Origin of the sequence: Enterobacter cloacae complex sp. P40C2, from assembly GCF_014930695.1 — a bacterium.
GTDB classification, from domain to species: Bacteria; Pseudomonadota; Gammaproteobacteria; order Enterobacterales; family Enterobacteriaceae; genus Enterobacter; species Enterobacter pasteurii.
This window is the reverse complement of record NZ_JADBRP010000003.1, coordinates 25,494-45,282: the sequence shown is the minus strand read 5'-3', so window position 1 is coordinate 45,282 and position 19,789 is coordinate 25,494. Positions and strand designations below refer to the sequence as shown.

General features: G+C 57.2%; 15 protein-coding genes, 2 tRNA genes and 1 pseudogene. 7 read left to right on the top strand and 11 right to left on the bottom strand.

The window, feature by feature from the left end; genetic code table 11:
• The first annotated feature begins 185 nt into the window (after positions 1 to 185).
• The 3 genes from IM304_RS07905 to IM304_RS07895 are packed head-to-tail and all read left to right on the top strand — an operon-like array spanning position 186 to position 5,295.
• On the top strand, positions 186 to 1,271 hold the full coding sequence (locus IM304_RS07905; protein WP_193355830.1) for an efflux RND transporter periplasmic adaptor subunit: 1,086 nt from the start codon (positions 186 to 188) through the stop codon (positions 1,269 to 1,271).
• The gene (locus IM304_RS07900; protein WP_193355831.1) at positions 1,271 to 4,333 is read left to right on the top strand and encodes an efflux RND transporter permease subunit; all 3,063 of its coding nucleotides are present in this window, start codon (positions 1,271 to 1,273) and stop codon (positions 4,331 to 4,333) included. The genes IM304_RS07905 and IM304_RS07900 overlap by 1 nt, the downstream gene beginning before the upstream one ends.
• Complete coding sequence (locus tag IM304_RS07895; protein WP_193355832.1) at positions 4,330 to 5,295, top strand: acyltransferase; 966 nt, start codon at positions 4,330 to 4,332, stop codon at positions 5,293 to 5,295. The genes IM304_RS07900 and IM304_RS07895 overlap by 4 nt, the downstream gene beginning before the upstream one ends.
• On the opposite strand, the gene pagP is transcribed toward IM304_RS07895, so the two are convergent.
• Positions 5,292 to 5,867 carry a lipid IV(A) palmitoyltransferase PagP gene (gene pagP, locus IM304_RS07890; protein ID WP_193355833.1) on the bottom strand — a complete coding sequence of 192 codons (576 nt, stop codon included), beginning with the start codon at positions 5,865 to 5,867 and terminating at the stop codon, positions 5,292 to 5,294. The two genes, IM304_RS07895 and pagP, sit on opposite strands and share 4 nt — an antisense overlap.
• A gap of 256 nt (positions 5,868 to 6,123) precedes the next feature.
• Here pagP and shiA point away from each other — a divergent pair, with 256 nt between their 5' ends.
• Together shiA and IM304_RS07880 are read left to right on the top strand one after the other, a co-directional pair.
• Positions 6,124 to 7,440: a shikimate transporter gene (gene shiA, locus IM304_RS07885; protein ID WP_176609964.1), complete on the top strand. Its 1,317-nt coding sequence runs from the start codon at positions 6,124 to 6,126 to the stop codon at positions 7,438 to 7,440.
• Positions 7,441 to 7,516: 76 nt separating this feature from the next.
• Complete coding sequence (locus tag IM304_RS07880; RefSeq protein WP_148418197.1) at positions 7,517 to 8,971, top strand: AMP nucleosidase; 1,455 nt, start codon at positions 7,517 to 7,519, stop codon at positions 8,969 to 8,971.
• Between the two features lie 108 nt (positions 8,972 to 9,079).
• Here the strand turns inward: IM304_RS07880 and IM304_RS07875 are convergent.
• A tRNA-Asn gene (locus IM304_RS07875) sits at positions 9,080 to 9,155 on the bottom strand.
• A gap of 103 nt (positions 9,156 to 9,258) precedes the next feature.
• A pseudogene (gene emmdR, locus IM304_RS07870) lies at positions 9,259 to 10,742 on the bottom strand (multidrug efflux MATE transporter EmmdR).
• A 161-nt stretch (positions 10,743 to 10,903) separates the two neighbouring features.
• Between emmdR and IM304_RS07865 the strand changes: the two are divergent.
• Positions 10,904 to 10,979 (top strand) — tRNA-Asn (locus IM304_RS07865).
• A 137-nt stretch (positions 10,980 to 11,116) separates the two neighbouring features.
• On the opposite strand, the gene IM304_RS07860 is transcribed toward IM304_RS07865, so the two are convergent.
• The 4 genes from IM304_RS07860 to dacD all read right to left on the bottom strand — a co-directional run bounded on the left by IM304_RS07860 (position 11,117) and on the right by dacD (position 14,508).
• Complete coding sequence (locus tag IM304_RS07860) at positions 11,117 to 11,452, bottom strand: DUF496 family protein (RefSeq protein ID WP_000450410.1); 336 nt, start codon at positions 11,450 to 11,452, stop codon at positions 11,117 to 11,119.
• A 147-nt stretch (positions 11,453 to 11,599) separates the two neighbouring features.
• The gene (locus IM304_RS07855) at positions 11,600 to 12,658 is read right to left on the bottom strand and encodes an FUSC family protein (RefSeq protein WP_148418200.1); all 1,059 of its coding nucleotides are present in this window, start codon (positions 12,656 to 12,658) and stop codon (positions 11,600 to 11,602) included.
• A gap of 91 nt (positions 12,659 to 12,749) precedes the next feature.
• A complete protein-coding gene (gene sbmC, locus IM304_RS07850; protein ID WP_148418201.1) occupies positions 12,750 to 13,223 on the bottom strand; it encodes a DNA gyrase inhibitor SbmC in 474 nt (157 codons plus the stop codon).
• A 118-nt stretch (positions 13,224 to 13,341) separates the two neighbouring features.
• The gene (dacD, locus tag IM304_RS07845) at positions 13,342 to 14,508 is read right to left on the bottom strand and encodes a serine-type D-Ala-D-Ala carboxypeptidase DacD (RefSeq protein ID WP_193355835.1); all 1,167 of its coding nucleotides are present in this window, start codon (positions 14,506 to 14,508) and stop codon (positions 13,342 to 13,344) included.
• 197 nt (positions 14,509 to 14,705) lie between these two features.
• On the opposite strand from dacD, the gene sbcB reads away from it, so the two are divergent.
• The gene (sbcB, locus tag IM304_RS07840; RefSeq protein ID WP_370627159.1) at positions 14,706 to 16,142 is read left to right on the top strand and encodes an exodeoxyribonuclease I; all 1,437 of its coding nucleotides are present in this window, start codon (positions 14,706 to 14,708) and stop codon (positions 16,140 to 16,142) included.
• 59 nt (positions 16,143 to 16,201) lie between these two features.
• Here sbcB and IM304_RS07835 read toward each other — a convergent pair whose 3' ends face one another.
• The 4 genes from IM304_RS07835 to IM304_RS07820 form a co-directional block, all read right to left on the bottom strand.
• Positions 16,202 to 17,560, bottom strand: coding sequence for an APC family permease (locus tag IM304_RS07835; protein WP_193355836.1), 1,359 nt, complete (start codon positions 17,558 to 17,560; stop codon positions 16,202 to 16,204).
• Positions 17,550 to 17,612, bottom strand: a complete 63-nt coding sequence (yoeI, locus tag IM304_RS07830; RefSeq protein WP_099458931.1) for a membrane protein YoeI — start codon at positions 17,610 to 17,612, stop codon at positions 17,550 to 17,552. The genes IM304_RS07835 and yoeI overlap by 11 nt, the downstream gene beginning before the upstream one ends.
• A gap of 219 nt (positions 17,613 to 17,831) precedes the next feature.
• Positions 17,832 to 18,761, bottom strand: coding sequence for a LysR substrate-binding domain-containing protein (locus IM304_RS07825; protein ID WP_193355837.1), 930 nt, complete (start codon positions 18,759 to 18,761; stop codon positions 17,832 to 17,834).
• 41 nt (positions 18,762 to 18,802) lie between these two features.
• Positions 18,803 to 19,627 (bottom strand): SDR family oxidoreductase, encoded by an 825-nt coding sequence (locus IM304_RS07820; RefSeq protein WP_148418206.1) that lies wholly within the window; start codon positions 19,625 to 19,627, stop codon positions 18,803 to 18,805.
• Positions 19,628 to 19,789: the final 162 nt, after the last annotated feature.

Genomic DNA, 19,789 nt, shown 5'->3' with positions numbered 1-19,789 from the left:
CTTCCACCTCATGGAGGAATGCATGTACGGTTTAAGCCTGATTCGACTTGGTTTGTTTATCGCGCTTGCCATTATCGCCAGCACGGCAATCGGCTTATTTACCTATGCGGTCGTCTCGGCCCTGGCAGAATAGCGCCGCCTCAGCATTGATGACGAAATAAAATAATTATTTTCAGGGGAATACCGTGAAACGTTACGTCTCTTTTCTGCCCGTCGCTTTACTGCTGCTGACGGCGTGCGACTCCAGACCCGATCCCGCCGCTCCCCTGCCCAAAATGGTAAAAGTCGCGGAGGTGGCTGAAGCCGGCAGCGCGCAGCAGCGGGTTTTCCCCGCCCGCATCGAATCCGGCGACGCCACGGATCTGGCCTTCAAGCGTCCCGGGCAGATTGAGGCGCTCGATATTCGCCAGAGCGCCGTCATCAGGCAGGGGCAACCGCTCGCCAGGCTCAACGCCCGCGAGGCGCAGCAGCGCCTGAACGACAGGCAAACGGCGGCGACGCTGGCCCAGCGGCAGTTCGACCGCTTCCAGACGCTGGCGGGACGCCAGGCCATTTCGAAGGCCGAGATGGACGTTCAGCGCGCGCAGCGCGACTCCGCAAACGCCGCGCTACAGATTGCCCGCGAAGAATTAAGCCAGATGACGCTCGTCGCCCCCTTTAGCGGGACTGCGGCCAGCGTGCACGTGCGAAACCATCAGGTCGTTTCAGCAGGCCAGCCCGTCGTCACGCTGACCCGCACGGACACGCTGGACGTGGTGTTCAGCATTCCTGAGAATCTGTTCAGAACCTTCGATATCCGCAATATGCAGTATCGCCCGGTCGTGAGGATTAACGCCCTGCCCGACCGCGAATTTACCGCCGTCTACAAAGAGCACTCGGGCAGCAGCGACAGCAATACCCTGACCTGGCAGGTAATTTTAACCATGCCCAGGCCGGACGATTTTCCCGCCGTGGGGGGCGTCAGCGGGACGGTCACCGTCAATCTAACCAACCTTCCCGCGGGGGTGGGCACTCAGGCGCTGGTGGTGCCGGTTGAGGCGGTCTTTAACCCCGATAACAGCCCGCGCAATGAGCCGCACGTCTGGGTGGTCAAGGGTGAGGGCGATGCGTTGCACCTGGAAGATCGCAAGGTCAGCGTGGGCCAGGTCAGCACCGAGGGAGTGGTGATCACGCGCGGACTTCATGCCGGCGAGCGCGTGGTGGCCGCGGGCGTGGGGGAATTGCATGCCAACCAGCCGGTTCGCATCTGGACGCGTGAACGGGGACTGTAATGGATATCACTCGTCAGTTTATCAACAACCCGGTTCGCGTCTGGCTGACTATTCTGCTGCTGGGCGTTGGCGGCGTGTTTGCCCTGCTGAATATCGGCAGGCTGGAAGATCCCGCCTTTACCATCAAAACGGCGGTTGTGGTCACCCACTATCCGGGCGCGTCGGCGCAGCAGGTTGAGGAAGAGGTCACCCTGCCGCTGGAAAACGCGCTTCAGCAGCTACCGTACCTGGATAACGTCAGCTCCATCTCCTCCAGCGGCCTGTCGCAAATCACCGTGAATATCGCGTCGCGCTACCATTCAAACGATCTGCCGCAGATCTGGGATGAACTGCGCCGCCGCGTGGGGGATGCCGCGCGCCAGTTTCCGCCGGGCGTAGTGACCCCGTTTGTGAATGACGATTTTGGCGACGTGTTCGGCTTTTTCTTTGCCATTTCCGGAGATGAATTTAGCAATCCGGAACTGGTGCGCTATGCCGAGCAGCTGCGCCGGGAGCTGGTCCTGGTGCCGGGCGTCGGTAAGGTCGCCATCGGCGGGGCCATCAGCCAGCAGATCAACGTGGATATTTCTCTGAGCAAAATGGCCGCGCGCGGAATCACGCTAAACCAGCTCTCCGCGCTGCTGGGCAGGCTGAACGTGGTCTCCAGCGCGGGGGACATTCCCGCCGGAACCGAGTCGATCCGCCTGCATCCTACCGGTGAGTTCGAGAATATTGACGAGCTTGCCGATCTCATCATCTCCCCGTCCGGCACCGGGGCAACTACCCGCCTAAGGGATATCGCCACCCTGTCGCGCGGGCTGAATGCCTCACCGCCCGGCATCTACCATGCCAACGGCAGAAAGGCCGTCACCATGGGCGTCTCTTTTATCCCCGGCGTGAATGTGATCGACGTGGGGCATGCGCTGGAGGTGAAGCTTCAGCAGATGTCCGCTGAAAAACCGGCGGGGATCCATATCGACCTGTTTTACGATCAGGCCGCGGAAGTGGGCCATTCCGTGAACGGGTTTATCGTTAATTTCCTGATGGCGCTGGCAATCGTCGTCGGCGTGCTGCTGATTTTTATGGGCCTGCGCAGCGGGATTATCATCGCCTTCTCCCTCGCGCTCAACGTGCTGGGTACGCTGCTTTTCATGTATCTCTGGGGAATTGAACTGCAGCGCATTTCCCTGGGGGCGCTGATCATCGCCCTCAGTATGCTGGTGGACAACGCCATCGTGATTGTCGAAGGGGTACTTATTGCCCGGCAGCAGGGTTCGCCCCTGTACGGGGCCATTAATCACATTATCCGCCGCTCTGCCCTGCCGCTGCTGGGCGCGACGGTGATCGCTATTCTGGCCTTTGCGCCCGTAGGGCTGTCGCAGGACTCCACCGGCGAGTACTGTAAATCGCTGTTTCAGGTGCTGCTGATTTCGCTCATGCTGAGCTGGTTCTCAGCCCTCACCATTACGCCGGTGCTGATTAAGTGGTGGCTGTTTAAGCATGACGCAGGGCCGCCGAAGGCCGACGAAACGGATCCTTACGACAAACGCATCTATCGGCTCTATCAGGGCTTGCTGAGCGCGCTACTGCGGCGTAAGGCACCGACGCTGATCGTCATGGCCGCCCTGCTGGCCGCTGCGGTCTGGGGCTTTGGTTCGGTCCGCCAGAACTTCTTTCCCTCCTCCAGTACGCCGATTTTCTTTGTCGACCTCTGGCTTCCTTACGGAACCGACATCAAATGGACCGAGAAGATGACCGGGGATATTGAGAAAACCATTAACGGCCAGCCCGGCGTGGAGACCACGGTCTCAACGATTGGTCAGGGAAGTATGCGTTTTATTCTGACCTACAGCGGGCAGCGCCAGTACAGCAACTACGCGCAAATCATGGTGCGGATGGACGATCGGCGTACTATTCCGGCGCTGGCACGCCACGTGGATGAGTACATTGCCCGCCACTACCCGCAGGTTAACGCCAGCACGAAGCGGGTAATGTTTGGCCCCTCCGGCGACAGCGCCATTGAGGTACGCATTAAAGGGCCCGATCCCGACAGGCTGCGCCTGATAGCCAGCCAGGTGGATGATATCCTCGCGCGCGATCCGGCCACCGACAGCGTCAGGAACGACTGGCAAAACCGCAGCAAGGTGATCCGTCCCCAGTACGTTGCCGCGCTCGGCCGCGAGCTTGGCGTGGATAAGCAGGACGTCGATAACGCCCTGGAGATGAATTTCTCCGGCAGCCGGGCGGGACTGTACCGGGAAGGGAGCGACCTGTTACCCGTGGTGGTGCGCCCCCCGGAAAGCGAGCGTCTGGACGCCAATCACCTGAACAACGTGCTGGTCTGGAGCCAGACCCGGCAGCAGTATATTCCGCTGAGTAACGTCGTCAGCAGCTTCTCGCTGGAGTGGGAAGACCCGCTGATCCTGCGTCGCGACCGCTCGCGGGTGCTGACCGTGCAGACCGACCCCGACCCGCTGAGCCAGCAGACCTCCGGCGATATTCTCGCCCGCGTGAAGCCGCACGTTGATGCGCTTCCCCTGCCCCACGGCTACAGCATCGAGTGGGGCGGAGATGCAGAAAACTCCAGCGAAGCGCAGCAGGGCCTGTTCACCACGCTGCCGCTGGGGTATCTGGTGATGTTTGCCATCACGGTTCTGATGTTCAGTTCGCTGAAAAACGCCGTTGCCATCTGGCTGACCGTACCGCTGGCGCTGATCGGCGTCACGCCGGGATTCTTGATCACCGGTATTCCGTTTGGCTTTATGGCGCTGATAGGCCTGCTGAGCCTGAGCGGGATGCTGATCCGCAACGGCATTGTGCTGGTGGAAGAGATCGAGCAGCAGAAAGCGCATAAGGATCAGCACGACGCGATCGTCTGTGCCGCCACCTCGCGCCTGCGCCCTATCCTGCTGACCGCCTTTACCACCGTGCTTGGCCTCGCTCCCCTGCTGCTGGATGTGTTCTTCCAGAGCATGGCCGTTGTGATTATGTTTGGACTTGGGTTTGCTACAATCCTTACGCTTTTGGTACTCCCGGTAATTTATGCGTGTTTTCATCGTAAGGACAAAGCTGAACAACAATGAATGCGACAGGGCTGAACATCATCAAGACGCTGGGCTGTATGACGGCGGTAACCTTTTTCACCATCTACAACACCTGGGATCGTTATGATTATGACTACCACTGGATCCTGGGCTTTTTAACGTTTATTTCGACCATCGCCACGCCGCTGTTTTTTGTGGTTGCAGGTTATCTGGACGGGCAATCCCGTCACGGCACAAGCTGGCAGCTTAATAAGATCAAAAGCCTGGTTATCGTCTTTCTGTTCTGGATAACCATCTACTACCTGTGGGAGCCCTATCAGCGCGGCTATCTGATCCAGCCCTGGTTCGTGTTCGCGTTTGTCGTGATTTACACGTTTCATCCGGCGGTGGAGTGGCTCAGCCAGCGGCGCAGGCTGTTTTGCGGGGTGATTGCCGGCCTGCTGCTTTTCTCGTACGGGTACGATTTGCTGTCAGCGCTCTATCCTGAGGCCCATGTTCTTTCGCTGTCGCCCCAGTACCGGCTGTGGACGTGGCTGCTGTTTTATCTGACGGGGCAGCTTTTTTGCGATCCGCAAATCGCAGCGTGGATCGGCCGCAAAAGCGTGGTCAGGGCAGCGGTAATTGCCATTCCGTTTATCTATCTCTTCACGTGGTTTTACGAGCGCCACTTCTTTTTCGCGCTGTTTAAAGCCGACAGAAACGCCTTTATTCTCACCGGATCGCAAATCTACATTCTGATTATCGCGCTGGTGATTGCGGCAAATGGCGTACGCTTTCGCCGCAATGCGGAGTTTAAGGAGTCCGTGCTGGCCGCCATCAGCAAAACGATGACCGGGGTATATATTATGCACTACTCGGTGTTTCACCTGCTGACGGCCCTTATTCCGGTGACCTCGCTGAGCATCAAGCTTGCCCTGATCGTGCTCACCTTTATAACGTCGGTCCTGTTTTCTCTGCTGATCCTCTCCAACGCGGTGGCTAAAAAAGTGATCACCCTTTAAAAGCCCAGCCGCAGCCAGGCAAACAGCACGTTGCCGTTGTTGTAGGTTCCGGGAATATAGGTGAACTGAACGGTAACGCGCTTGTACCCGGCGGAGAACAGGGGAAAGATAAACGGAAGCGGAACATAGTTAGCAAAGTCGTCGCGGGCCGTGATGCCCGCCGCGGCGCCCAGCCCCAGGCGGAAATCTTTCGCGTTATCGAGATACCACCCTTTTTCCCAGCCGTAGCCCATCGCGGGCTGCCACTCGTTGTGGGAATCTTTAAACATCATGGCAAAGAGCGCGCTCCAGTTGCCCTCGTCGCTGTAGCGAGATATGCCCAGCCCCCCGCCCCACGGCATTTCGTTGTAATTGTCGGTTTTTTCTTTATCGTACATAAAGCGAGCGTGCCAGCTCAGAAACGGCAGATAGAGATCGTAACGATCCGGCTGCTCCCAGGTCTGAGAAATATCGTCCGTCAGCGCGTCCCACCAGCGGTGAATGCGCTGCTCGCCATAAACTTTAGGCTCCGCATGCAGCGGCGAAACCACTAAAAACAGAACGACCCAGAGTGCAGGAAAGAGGCGTTGCATGGTTATTCCCTCAGCTTACGTCACGTTGCGATCGTTATTACTGTAAACCATCCAGACCTAACCGGAGCCAAACAGGCTGATTTATGTTGGGGCGGGGTAAGATGAAATATATTTATTTAGCGCTTTCAGGAAAGATAAAAACGTTTTCTCAGGCCGCCCGTCGCGGTAGTCTCATACGTTCCGTCACTACGACGGCCGCAGTGTGAGTGACCTTTTCTTATACCAATAATTAAAAATCAGTACGGACAGGACAACTATGGACTCAACCCTCATCTCCGCTCGCCCTGACGAGGAGACACCTTCGCTTAACCGCGCCCGCCGCGCCGCTTTAGGGAGCTTCGCAGGCGCCGTCGTCGACTGGTATGACTTTCTGCTCTACGGCATCACCGCCGCGCTGGTGTTCAACCGTGAATTCTTTCCCCAGATCGGCCCCGCCATGGGCACGCTGGCCGCCTTTGCCACCTTCGGCGTCGGCTTCCTGTTTCGCCCTCTCGGCGGGGTGATCTTCGGCCACTTCGGCGACCGCCTGGGCCGCAAGCGCATGCTGATGCTCACCGTGTGGATGATGGGCATTGCCACCGCGCTAATTGGCATATTACCGTCCTTTGACTCCATCGGCTGGTGGGCACCGGTGCTGCTGGTGACGCTGCGCGCCATTCAGGGCTTTGCCGTAGGCGGCGAATGGGGCGGCGCGGCGTTGCTCTCCGTGGAAAGCGCGCCAAAAAACAGGAAAGCCTTTTACAGCAGCGGCGTGCAGGTGGGGTATGGCGTGGGCCTGCTGCTCTCCACCGGGCTGGTGTCGCTGATAAGCCAGCTCACCACCGACGAGCAGTTCCTGAGCTGGGGCTGGCGTATACCGTTTATCTTCAGCATTGTGCTGGTCGTGGTGGCCCTCTGGATCCGCAACGGCATGGAGGAGTCGGCCGAATTTGAACAGCAGCAGCGGGAAAAGCCGGCGGCGAAAAAACGGCTGCCGGTGATGGAAGCGCTGGTGCAGCACCCTGGCGCTTTTCTGAAAATTATCGCCCTGCGCCTGTGTGAACTGTTGACCATGTATATCGTCACCGCTTTTGCCCTGAACTATTCGACGCAAAACCTCGGCCTGCCGCGGGAGCTGTTCCTGAACATTGGCCTGGTGGTCGGCGGAATAAGCTGCCTGACCATCCCCTGCTTCGCCTGGCTCGCCGACCGGTTTGGCCGTCGGCGGGTTTACATCACCGGGGCATTAATCGGCACCCTGAGCGCGTGGCCGTTCTTTATGGCGCTGGAGGCGCAGTCGGTCTTCTGGATCGTCTTCTTCGCCATCATGCTGGCCAATGTCGCCCACGATATGGTGGTATGCGTGCAGCAACCGATGTTTACCGAGCTGTTCGGCGCAAGCTACCGATACAGCGGCGCGGGCGTGGGATATCAGGTTGCAAGCGTGGTCGGCGGCGGGTTTACGCCGTTTATCGCCGCCGCGCTGGTGACCTTCTCCGGCGGCGACTGGCACAGCGTGGCGATTTACCTGCTGGCGGGCTGCCTGCTCTCCGCCGCGACCGCCCTGTTTATGAAGGAAACCGCGCGCGGCTGATCTCCTCACTTTTGTTTCACAGGCGTGTGACATACTATCGGGTATCGCCGCACACCTGTGGAACAAGGAGACAGACATGAATAATAAGGGCTCCAGCCTGACCCCGGCTCAGGCGCTGGAAAAACTCGACGCGCTGTATGAACAGTCCGTCAACGCGCTGCGTAACGCCATCGGCGACTATATCGAAACCGGGAAACTTCCCGATGAAAAGGCCAGAACCCAGGGCCTTTTTGTTTATCCATCGCTCTCTGTCACCTGGGACGGCAGCGCCAGCAGTAATCCGAAAACCCGCGCCTATGCCCGCTTCACCCACTCGGGCTGTTACAGCACGACCATCACCCGTCCAGGGCTGTTTCGGCCCTATCTGGAAGAGCAGCTCACGCTGCTGTACCAGGACTACGGCGCGCATATCAGCGTCGAACCGTCCCTGCACGAGATCCCCTACCCCTACGTGATAGACGGCTCGGCGCTGACGCTGGACCGCTCCATGAGCGCGGGGCTGACGCGCCACTTCCCGACGACCGAGCTGTCGCAGATTGGCGATGAAACGGCTGACGGCATCTACCACCCGGCAGAATTTTCACCGCTGTCGCACTTTGATGCCCGCCGGGTGGATTTCTCGCTGGCGCGCCTGCGCCATTACACCGGCACGCCGGCCGAACACTTCCAGCCGTTCGTGCTGTTTACCAACTACACGCGCTATGTGGACGAATTTGTCCGCTGGGGCTGTAGCCAGATCCTCGACCCGGACAGCCCTTACATCGCCCTCTCCTGCGCGGGCGGGATCTGGATCACCGCCGAAACCGAAGCGCCGGAGGAGGCCATCTCCGACCTGGCGTGGAAAAAGCACCAGATGCCGGCCTGGCACCTGATCACCGCCGACGGCCAGGGCATTACGCTGATTAACATCGGCGTTGGCCCGTCTAACGCGAAAACCATCTGTGACCACCTGGCGGTGCTGCGCCCGGACGTCTGGCTGATGATCGGCCACTGCGGCGGCCTGCGCGAAAGCCAGCTGATTGGCGATTACGTCCTGGCCCACGCCTACCTGCGCGACGACCACGTTCTCGACGCGGTTCTGCCGCCGGACATTCCAATCCCAAGCATCGCCGAAGTGCAGCGCGCCCTGTACGACGCCACGAAAGAGGTGAGCGGTATGCCGGGTGAAGAGGTGAAGCAGCGCCTGCGTACCGGTACGGTCGTCACCACGGATGACCGCAACTGGGAGCTGCGTTATTCCGCCTCCGCGCTGCGCTTCAACCTCAGCCGCGCGGTGGCCATCGACATGGAAAGCGCCACGATTGCAGCGCAGGGCTACCGCTTCCGCGTGCCTTACGGCACGCTGCTGTGCGTGTCCGATAAGCCGCTTCACGGGGAAATCAAGCTGCCGGGTCAGGCGAACCGTTTTTACGAGGGGGCAATTTCTGAACATTTGCAAATCGGCATTCGCGCCATCGATTTGCTGCGCGCGGAAGGCGACAGGCTGCATTCCCGCAAGCTGCGCACCTTCAACGAGCCGCCGTTCCGCTGATAGCAGGGCTTCGCCTTCCCGTCTCTGGGTAAGGCGAAGCCGCTTCCCGACAGGTTTACAGAACGCAGAAAAGCAAAAAGCCTGCTTTAAAAGCAGGCTTCTTAAATTTGGCTCCTCTGACTGGACTCGAACCAGTGACATACGGATTAACAGTCCGCCGTTCTACCGACTGAACTACAGAGGAATCGTGTGAACGGGGCGCATATTATCGATGCGCCCTGAGGATGTCAAAGGGTGAATGCAGATTTTCAATCGTTTGCCGATTTATTCTCCACTTCGCGCATTTGTCAGGCGTTTGCGGTTTCCGAAACCGCCTGTTCCGTTTTTTTGCGCGGGTATTTCCACAGCCAGCGTCCGCTCACCATACGCCAGTAGAACAGCGCGCCGCGCACGGCCCAGTCAAGGAACATCCCCAGCCAGACGCCGACCACGCCCATGCCCAGCATCACCCCCAGCGTGTAGCCCGCCACGACGCGACAGCCCCACATGCCGAGCATGGACACCCACATGGCGAAGCGGGCGTCGCGCGCCCCTTTCAGCCCGGCAGGCAGCACCCACGAGGCAGCCCAAATCGGCATAAACGCCGCGTTGAGCCAAATCAGCACCTTTACCACCTCTTTTACGTCATTTTCATGCGTGTAGAACGAGGCCATCAGCCCTGCAAACGGCGCGGTACCCCACGCGATTGCCATCAGCCCAATGGTTGAAAGCCAGAAGACGTGGCGAAGCTGCCGTTCCGCCTGCCCTATCTGCCCTTTTCCGAGGCGCCTGCCGGTGATGATCGTCGACGCTGACCCCAGCGCGTTACCGGGCAGGTTAATGAGCGAGGCGATGGAGAAGGCAATAAAGTTACCGGCGATTACGTCCGTCCCCATCCCGGCAACAAACATTTGCGTTAACAGCTTCCCGCCGTTGAACAGCACGGATTCAATACTGGCCGGAATACCAATCCCCATCACTTCCCAGATAATGGCGAAGTTAAGCGGACGGAAATAGCTTTTCAGCGTCAGGCGTAGCGATGGCGCGATCCCCGCCATCAGAACGCCGATAATGGCCGCCGCGCCGATATAGCGGGAAATGGTCAGCCCTAGCCCCGCGCCGACAAAACCCAGCCCATCCCAGGAGAAGACGCCGTAGATCAAGATAGTGCTGATGATGATGTTCAGGATGTTCATCCCGCCGTTTATCAGCAGCGGAATTTTGGTATTGCCGGCCCCGCGCAGCGCGCCGCTGCCAATCAGCGCGATGGCTGCCGCCGGATAGCTCAGCACCGTCATTTCCAGATAGGTGAGCGCGAGCGCCTTCACCTCACCGGTCGCTTCACCCGCCACCACGTCGATGATCTCTTTGCCGTAGTAATGGATAACCGCCGCGAGAACGATCGAAAAGAGCGTCATGATCATCAGCGACTGTCTGGCCGCTTCCCGGGCGCGTTTCGGATCGAGCTTGCCGAGGCTGAACGCCACCACCACCGTCGTCCCGAGATCGATAGCGGCGAAGAACGACATCACAACCATGTTGAAGCTGTCCGCCAGCCCTACCCCTGCCATCGCTTCTTTGCCAAGCCAGCTCACCAGGAAGGTGCTCAGCACCCCCATTAACAGGACGCAGGTATTCTCCAGAAAGATGGGCACAGCAAGGGGGGTGATTTCACGCCAGAACAGAACTCGATAGCTTTTACGTTTGGCATACCAGGGCGTGCGCATTATCGCCTGGCGTATGGGGGCGGTGACGTTCAAAATGGACCTTAGCGAGAAAGTTGAAACTCCATTTCAAATGATGGGGCAGAAATGCGTATCCTGCAAAGTATTTTCCATAAAATTATGTCTGGATTAGCAACAAAACGACGACAGAATCATCAATCAGTCACTTTTACCTAAGATCAGGTTTGACAAAAGTTTTTTCGCCGCTAAGATAAGCCTCCACAACGATTCCTCTGTAGTTCAGTCGGTAGAACGGCGGACTGTTAATCCGTATGTCACTGGTTCGAGTCCAGTCAGAGGAGCCAAATTTAAAAAGCCTGCTTTCGAGCAGGCTTTTTGCTTTTCTGCGTTCGCTAAATCTGTAGGAAGCAACCAGGCCTTACCCGACCACGGAACCGCAGGCCCGGCAGGCGAAGCCGCCACCGGGCAGTAAATTGCGCGATTACTCGCCCTTAGCGTCGACGTTTTTAATTTCGCCCATCACCTTCAGCTTCTTGGAGATGTCGCGACGCTCTTTGGACAGCTCGGCGTTTTTGATGATGTAGTCATCAACGCGATCTTCATAGTCGCTCTTCATGCTGGCAATGATGCCCTGAATAGCTTCAACGCTCATGCCCGGCTTGATGTAGTCGCTCAGGTTGTCCAGCAGCAGGACACGTTTCTGGTTGTCACGGATCTTCTTCTCAACGTCCTGGATTTCGCGCTGCAGTTTGTTTTTGCGGCGGAACAGGCGAACGAACTCCAGAACATCCTGGAACGAAGGCTTAGTAGTTTCCATTTTTACACCCCTGATAATGTGAGATTCGGATTCGTTAAGGCAACCGTTTTAACAGACAGCGGCTGCGAATGACAATGAGTATATCGTTTAAAACCATCATAACCCTAATTGTTGCTGAATCGAAGCAGCAGGCGTCACATACGCTTTTTATTTGCGCAGTGCCCGGCAGATCAGCTGCGATAACAGCTCCAGCTGCCGCGCCAGCTCCATGCTCAGCCAGACGTAGCCATGGATGGGCGTTTCCGCCACGCTGTCGACATGCCGTTCATTCATCAGCTGTTTCAGCTCGGCGACGATTTCATTCAGGCGCTCGCTGTTGGCCCGAATCGGCTGGGGGTTCCCTTCGTAGAGCGCGTGGGCAATGGTCAGCAGGGTTTGCTGCGTCATCTGCTGCGTCTCTTTCAGCGTATGCGCGTTGAGCATCAGGAAGTGGCTGGGACGGGAAGCCCAGTGGGCATTGATTTGCAGCTCAAGCATGCAGACCAGATTGCGGCTGACCGTCTGAATGGCCTCAAAAATGGCTTTCTGAATGTGCGTTTCTTTGCTTGCCGGAGTAATCAGCCCGCGCATTTTGACCACATCATTGAGGATTTTTTGCAGGTGCTTTTCCAGCCGCGGACGTTCGATCAGGTTTGGAGAAAAACCGGCCTGGTAAACGCGGTTAAACGCGGTGACGTAGCTGGCCATCTGAATGCGCCAGTGCAGGAAAGCGCGCTGCGGCCAGATGCCGGTAAACAGCATGGCGAGCAGCGAGCCGAGAATAACGTCCCCGCTTCGCCATAGTGCGGTAGTCATGTCCCCCGCCGGGGCACCGACCACGACCGCGAGCGTAATGCCAATCAGCAGGGCCTGGTACGGCCTCTTGCCCAGCGCCAGCCAGCCGCAAAGAAACATCGCCACCGCGCACCACAGCAGCATGACCGGGAAGGAAATCAGCTCCAGCTTGAGGGCGATAAGCCCAAGCGCAGAGCCTAAAACGGTGCCGCCAATGCGTTCGAATGCACGCGGGACAACGTTACCCCAAAAGGAGATAGGCCCCATCACCACCACCAGCGTGATCAGCGGCCACGTTCCTTCCGGAATATTCAGCAAACGAACCAGAACGAAGGTCAGAACAAACGCCAGCGCAATGCGGCAACCGTGCACCACGCGATAATGTTTGTATAACCGAATTTCAAAAGGCGTTAATGATTTGTCGGGGCGCACACCCGTCTCCAGCTTCACGGCAAACCACAATTGTACTGTGTTTTCAGCCGGATTGTTTACATCCGGCTGAAAAACCCTGCATTCCGCAGGCTTAACCCACCTTATGCTCTACCGGAACAAACATCTCAATATCCCAGTAGCCGTCGGCATTGCCATCGTTCAGATAGCGTTCGAAACAGGGCTTTGGCGCAATCTGGAATTTGCTGTCCTCCAGCAGGGAGTTGAAGAACTGATACCACGGGGTGGCGAAGTCATCGTTTTCCACACGCGCGGTGGCGATGGCATAATCACCGGCAGCAATTTCGGTCATCATTACCCCTTCGCTGTTCTCAGGAATGGTGAAATCGTCAGCTACCGTTACGGCGGTATCGCAGCGGAGTTTTTCTGCCGGCACTTGATCCGGATTATCGTAATAAACGGCCACCCACTCCTGCGGCTGGATATGACGTCCGTCTACCCACATGACCAGCTGTTCAAATCCCTGCTTGACCGTTTTCTCCCACGGCCCTACGAGATGAAAGCCTGCGATCGTGCGTTTCTGCTGCTGCCTGATGCTGTAGTCCATGCTGCCTCCGTTTATTACTGTGTATTTATACACTATAAAGCAGAGTAAATATTATCGGCAAACGAGAAGTGTTAATTATGCGAGCAGACTCGCAACGCTGCCAGTCTGCTCGAAAAGGTCAGAATGTATGGTGGAGATAATCACCAAGGCGGGAGAAAACGCCGCCCTTCTCAACGCCTTCCAGCGTAACCAGCGGCCAGTGCGCCACCACCTTGTCCCGATCGTACAGCTGGATTTCCCCTACCCGCTGGTGCGCGGCAATCGGCGCTTCCAGCTCTTTTTTATCCAGCACGTATTTGGCCTTAATGTTCGGTATTTCCGCTTTCGGTAGCGACAGCCAGAAGTCCCGATCCGTGCCCAGCGCGATCTGCTCTTTATTACCGTACCAGACGCGCTCGGTGCCCACCTTCTTCCCGTTATGCAGAATCTGCACCGTATCGAAATTCTGCTGTCCCCAGTGCAGCAGCTTGCGTGCCTGATCCTCGCGCCCTTTCGGGCTGTCTGCCCCCATCACAACGGCAATCAGCCGGCGCTGGCCGTCCACCGCAGAAGCAATCAGGTTGAAGCCCGCGCCCGACGTATGCCCGGTCTTCAGGCCGTCGACGTTCATCGTTTTATCCCACAGCAGGCCGTTGCGGTTCTGCTGGGTGATGCCGTTCCAGGTCAGGCTCTTTTCGCTGTACATATGGTAGAACTCTGGTTCACCGTGAATGATGGCCCTCGACAGCACCGCAAGATCGTAAGCAGAGCTGTGCTGGCCCGGCGCATCCAGGCCATGCACGGTTTCGAAGTGGGTATCGCGCAGGTGCAGCTTTTCCACATAGTCGTTCATCAGTTTGACGAACTGCGGCTGACCGCCCGCGACGTGATCGGCCAGCGCCACGCAGGCGTCGTTGCCGGAGTCAACAATTAGGCCGCGGCTGAGATCGCGTACGGAAACCCTGTCGCCCTCTTTGAGAAACATCAGCGATGAGCCGTCAAAGACCGGGTTGCCTTTTGCCCAGGCGTCACGCCCTACCGTCACAATGTCGTCCGGGCTGATGCGGTGGCTGTCAATAGCGCGATCGACAACGTATCCCGTCATCAGCTTGGTCAGACTCGCCGGATTGCGCTGCTGATGTTCGTTGCCCGCCGTTAAGATTTGACCCGTGGTGTAATCCATCAGTACCCACGATCCTGCCTGGATGGCAGGAGGCTGCGGTGAAAAATCCAGCGGATCGGCAGCCAGCGCGGATGAAATACTCGAAGCGAGTAAAGAAACAGCAATAAACAGACGGCGTTTCAACGGTATATCCTCAGGTCATTAAAAATCGATGACCTTTTTACGGGAGTTCTGATGTCGTTACCTGCCTTAATTGCAAAAAAATGTGACAACGCGCAGGTTTTATCGGAACAGATCTCGCAAATTTCTTGCCCGAGCGTGCTTTTTATTCGGACTGCTCACCCCAATCGTTTACCATAGAGACGTCAATTTTTAACAGGATGAGATTACTGGTGTCTGACTCTGCCGCGCGCCCGACTTTTTTGTTCCACGATTACGAAACCTTTGGCACCCATCCGGCGCTGGACCGACCGGCGCAGTTTGCGGCTATCCGTACCGATGACGAGTTTAATATCATCGGCGAGCCCGAGGTGTTTTACTGCAGGCCCGCCGATGACTACCTGCCGCAGCCTGGCGCGGTGATGGTGACAGGCATTACGCCCCAGGAAGCGCGGGAGAAAGGCGTCAGCGAAGCGGAATTTGCCCGCCGTATTCACGATCTGTTTACCGTGCCCCATACCTGCGTGGTGGGCTACAACAACATCCGTTTCGACGATGAAGTGACGCGCAATATCTTCTACCGCAACTTCTACGATCCCTATGCCTGGAGCTGGCAGAACCGCAATTCGCGCTGGGATTTGCTGGATATCATGCGCGCCTGCTATGCGCTGCGCCCGGAGGGGATTACCTGGCCGGAAAACGACGACGGCCTGCCGAGCTTCAGGCTGGAGCACCTGACTAAGGCCAACGGCATCGAGCACAGCAACGCCCACGACGCGATGGCGGACGTCTACGCGACCATCGCCATGGCGAAGCTGGTGAAAACCGCGCAGCCGCGCCTGTTTGATTACCTGCTGAGCCATCGCAGCAAGCAGAAGCTGATGACGCTGATTGATGTACCGCAGATGAAGCCGCTGGTGCATATTTCGGGAATGTTCGGCGCGTGGCGCGGAAACACGAGCTGGGTGGCGCCACTCGCCTGGCATCCGGACAACCGTAACGCCGTTATCATGGTGGATCTCGCCGGAGATATTTCGCCGCTGCTTGAGCACGACAGCGACACCTTACGCGAGCGGCTGTATACGCCGAAAGAGGCGCTGGGTGACCTGCCCGCTGTGCCGGTTAAGCTGGTGCATATCAACAAATGCCCTGTACTGGCGCAGGCCAACACGCTGCGCCCGGAAGACGCCGACCGGCTGGGGATTAACCGCCAGCACTGCCTCGATAACCTGAAGGTGCTGCGCGACAACCCGCAGGTGCGCGAGAAAGTCGTCGCCATTTTTGCTGAAGCGGAGCCGTTTGTGCCGTCTGAAAACGTGGATGCACAGCTGTACAACGGCTTCTTTAGCGATGCCGATCGGGCGGCGATGAATATCGTGCTGCAAACCGACCCGCGTAACCTGCCCGCGCTGGATATCACCTTTGCGGATAAGCGTATCGAGAAGCTGATGTTTAACTATCGGGCACGTAACTACCCCGGCACGCTGGATGAAGCAGAGCAGGAGCGCTGGTTACAGCATCGTCGTAACGTCTTTACGCCGGAGTATCTGCACAGCTATGCCCAGGAGCTGGAGATGCTGTACGGCCAGTATGAAGGTGATGCCGAGAAGCAGGCGTTGCTGAAGGCGCTGTACCAGTATGCGCAGGAGATTGTCTGAATCGCAGATATAAAAAAGCCGGAGACGATGTCTCCGGCTTTTTTTTAACGCGTTAAAACTTACGCTACGTCTTCGTACTGAGGAACCGGGTTGCGGAAGCTCTTCGTTACGCAGGCCAGGTAAACCAGACCGATACCGCCCCAGATCAGACCCAGAACCATTGAGCTCTCTTCCAGGTTAATCCACAGCGCGCCCACCGTCAGCGCACCGCACACCGGCAGCACCAGGTAGTTGATGTGATCCTTCAGCGTCTTGTTGCGCTTCTCACGGATCCAGAACTGCGAAATCACCGAGAGGTTAACGAAGGTGAACGCGACCAGCGCACCGAAGTTGATAAGCGCAGTTGCTGTAACCAGGTCGAACTTAATCGCCAACAGCGCAATTGCGCCAACCAGCAGCACGTTCCACGCTGGGGTACGCCATTTTGGATGCACGTAACCGAAGAAGCGGGTTGGGAACACACCGTCACGGCCCATCACGTACATCAGACGCGATACGCCCGCATGAGCCGCCATACCGGAAGCCAGTACTGTTACGCTGGAGAAGATCAGCACGCCCCACTGGAAGGTTTTACCCGCCACGTACAGCATGATTTCAGGCTGTGATGCATCCGGATCTTTAAAGCGAGAGATGTCCGGGAAGTACAGCTGCAGGAAGTATGACGCGCCGATGAAGATCAGGCCGCCAATCAGCGCTGTCAGGAAAATCGCTTTCGGGATCACGCGCTCGGCGTCTTTGGTCTCTTCAGACAGAGAAGAGATACCGTCGAAGCCCAGGAACGAGAAGCACAGGATAGTCGCGCCGGTGATCATCGGCACCACGTGCGCGCCTTCAGACCAGAACGGACGGGTGCTGGTCAGCGTACCTGCGCCTTCACCGTGGGAAACGCCGTAGATAATCAGCCCAACGATAACCGCCACAATACCCATCTGAAGAATAACGATCAGGGTATTGAAGTTAGCCACGGTCTTGATGCTGCGCAGGTTAGAGATGGTCATAAAGGCCACCAGCGCCACAACGAAGATCCACGACGGCACGGAAGGCACCAGCGCTTCGAAGTAAATTTTTGCCAGCAGAATGTTGATCATCGGCATGAACAGGTAGTCCAGCAGGGATGACCAGCCCACCATAAAGCCAACCGCCGGGCTAATGGATTTCTGAGCATAGGTGTACGCAGAGCCTGCGGACGGGAAACGGCGAACCAGTTTACCGTAGCTCAGCGCCGTAAAGAGAATGGCGACCAGCGCAAAGGCGTACGCCGTTGCAACGTGACCGTCAGTAAGGCCTGATACGATACCGAATGTATCGAACAGCGTCATCGGTTGCATATAGGCCAGGCCCATCATGACAACCGGAATCAACGTAAGCGTTTTACGTAATTCCACGCGAGAGGTGTTTGGAGTTGCGTTATGCGACATAGTTATTCTCCTTTACGGTGATAACCGCCACGTAAGCGAAAAATTGCCCCATTTCTTTCTTCCTCAGCGACAACAACTGTCGGATTTTAGTAAATATCTATCCGGTACGAAGCCCGGCCTCTTGGTTTTTAGTTTCGTTTCGTACATGCAAAAAAAAATAACCGACGCCTTTTATATCGTCGATTATTCATTTGTTTGCAGCGGCGGCATTTTGCCCTATTCCAGATACAAAACGCAATACATTGAGAAACAAGCCCATAAATTAATTTTTCTAACTGGTTGATTTCCCATCATCTGCCTGAGTGTAAACGGCGGCGATAGCACTATTTGCTAAAATTTCGTCTCGCCACCAGGCGCTGGCAAGCCCTGCGGTTTGTTCATTCCAGCCCACCCAAACCGATTCGTTACTGCGCTGCGCTAAAACCTGTTTTTCCACCAGCGCTCCGCTTTCAATAAACCGCTGCGCTAAATAGCGGGGAAGATAACCGCACCCCAGGCCGCTAATTTGCAGTTCGAGCTTGGTTTTAAAATCAAAAACGGTGATGGCCTCCTGCTCGTCTAGTAGCTGCGATGATATGCCGCACTCCGGACGCGCGCTGTCGCCTACCACAATGGCGCGATGGTTTTTAATCACGCGTCGGGTAACGGGCTCAGGTTCATTTGCCAGCGGGTGATGAGGTGCTACGGCGAAAATCTGCTCCAGAACGCCCAGGCGGGCATAGCCAAATTCACTCAGCTGGGGCGGTTCATGCAGCGCCCCAACGATGATATCCGCCCTGCCCTGCGTTAAGGCGTCCCACGAGCCGCCCAGCACGCCGTTGATAAAAATCAGCCGCGTGACGCTGTGGCGCTGATAAAACGCCTCGATGAGCGGCGTAAGCAGCGAAAAAGGGAACGTGTCATCTACCCCAATGACCAGCTCATTTTCCCAGCCCTGGTGGAGCTTAACGGCCTGTTTTTCCAGCTTGCGCACCGAATGCAGCACGTCACGCCCCTTTTCCAGCAGCATCTGCCCTGTGCGGGTAAAGCGCGCGCGATGCCCGGTACGGTCAAGGATTTGGATATTAAGATCGCTCTCGAGCTTTTGCACGGCATAGCTCAGGGCCGAAGGCGTTTTGTAGAGCTTTGCCGAAGCGGCGGCAAAGCTCCCCTCTTTTTCCAGCGCATCCAGAATAACGAGAACATCCAGCAGCGGTTTCATCTTCGCCCCCTTGCGGTGTGCGATTGTCTCCGCCGGTGCAGTTATTCCATCGGCATAACCAGCGGATCGGGATACTGATACTCAAACCCCAGCTCATGGCAAATGCGATTGCCATCAATAATTTTGCCTTTGCGATCGCCCTGCGCATCGCTGAATACCGGCGGAGCCAGGCCAAGCTGGCGCGCCATCAGCGGATAAAAGGTACTGCGCGGCGGATGCGAAGGCGCACATATATTATAGATGTGCCCCCCTTTTGGAGCCTGTAAAAGCAGCTCTATCGCGCTGACAACGTCCGCCAGATGCACCAGATTGACGCCGTGCTGGCCGTCCGGCGCCGATTTTCCGGCAAAGAAGCGTCCCGGATGACGCCCCGGCCCCACCAGCCCGGCGAGGCGTAAAATATCCACCTGCGTGCCGGGCAGGTTATGCAGCCAGTCCTCCAGCTCTTTCAGCACCCGGCCGCTGGCGGTCACCGGACGGCGCTCGGTGCTCTCCTTCGCCGTGCCGTCGATGTCGCCATAAACCGACGTGGAGCTGGTAAAGATGATGCGCGGAATATGGTGCGCCAGCGCGCTGTCCACAATCTCCTGTACGGCCTGCAGGTAAAACGTCTCTCCCGGCCCGCTGCGCCGCGCCGGCAGGGTAATCACCAGCGCATCCACATTCATCAGCTCATCCAGCTCGTCCGTATCGCAAATAAGCTCGGGTTCGAGACGCAGCTCGACGCCCTCAATGCCGCACATGCGCGCCGCTTCAACCCCGTCCCGCGTGGTCTTACTCCCCGTCACCTGCCAGCCTTTCGCGGCTAATGACATCGCCAGCGGCATTCCTAACCACCCTAAACCGACAATCGCGACCTTTTTCATGTACATTCTCCGCTTAACTCCGCCTTTTATAAGGCTACGCCAGCCTGATGGAACGCACAATTCATAGCATCAATATGAAATGAATTAATGATCAAAAAAAAGCCCTTGCTTTCTGGCGTACAACTGGTTTAGGTTAAAAGACATCAAATGCATAAGCATTCA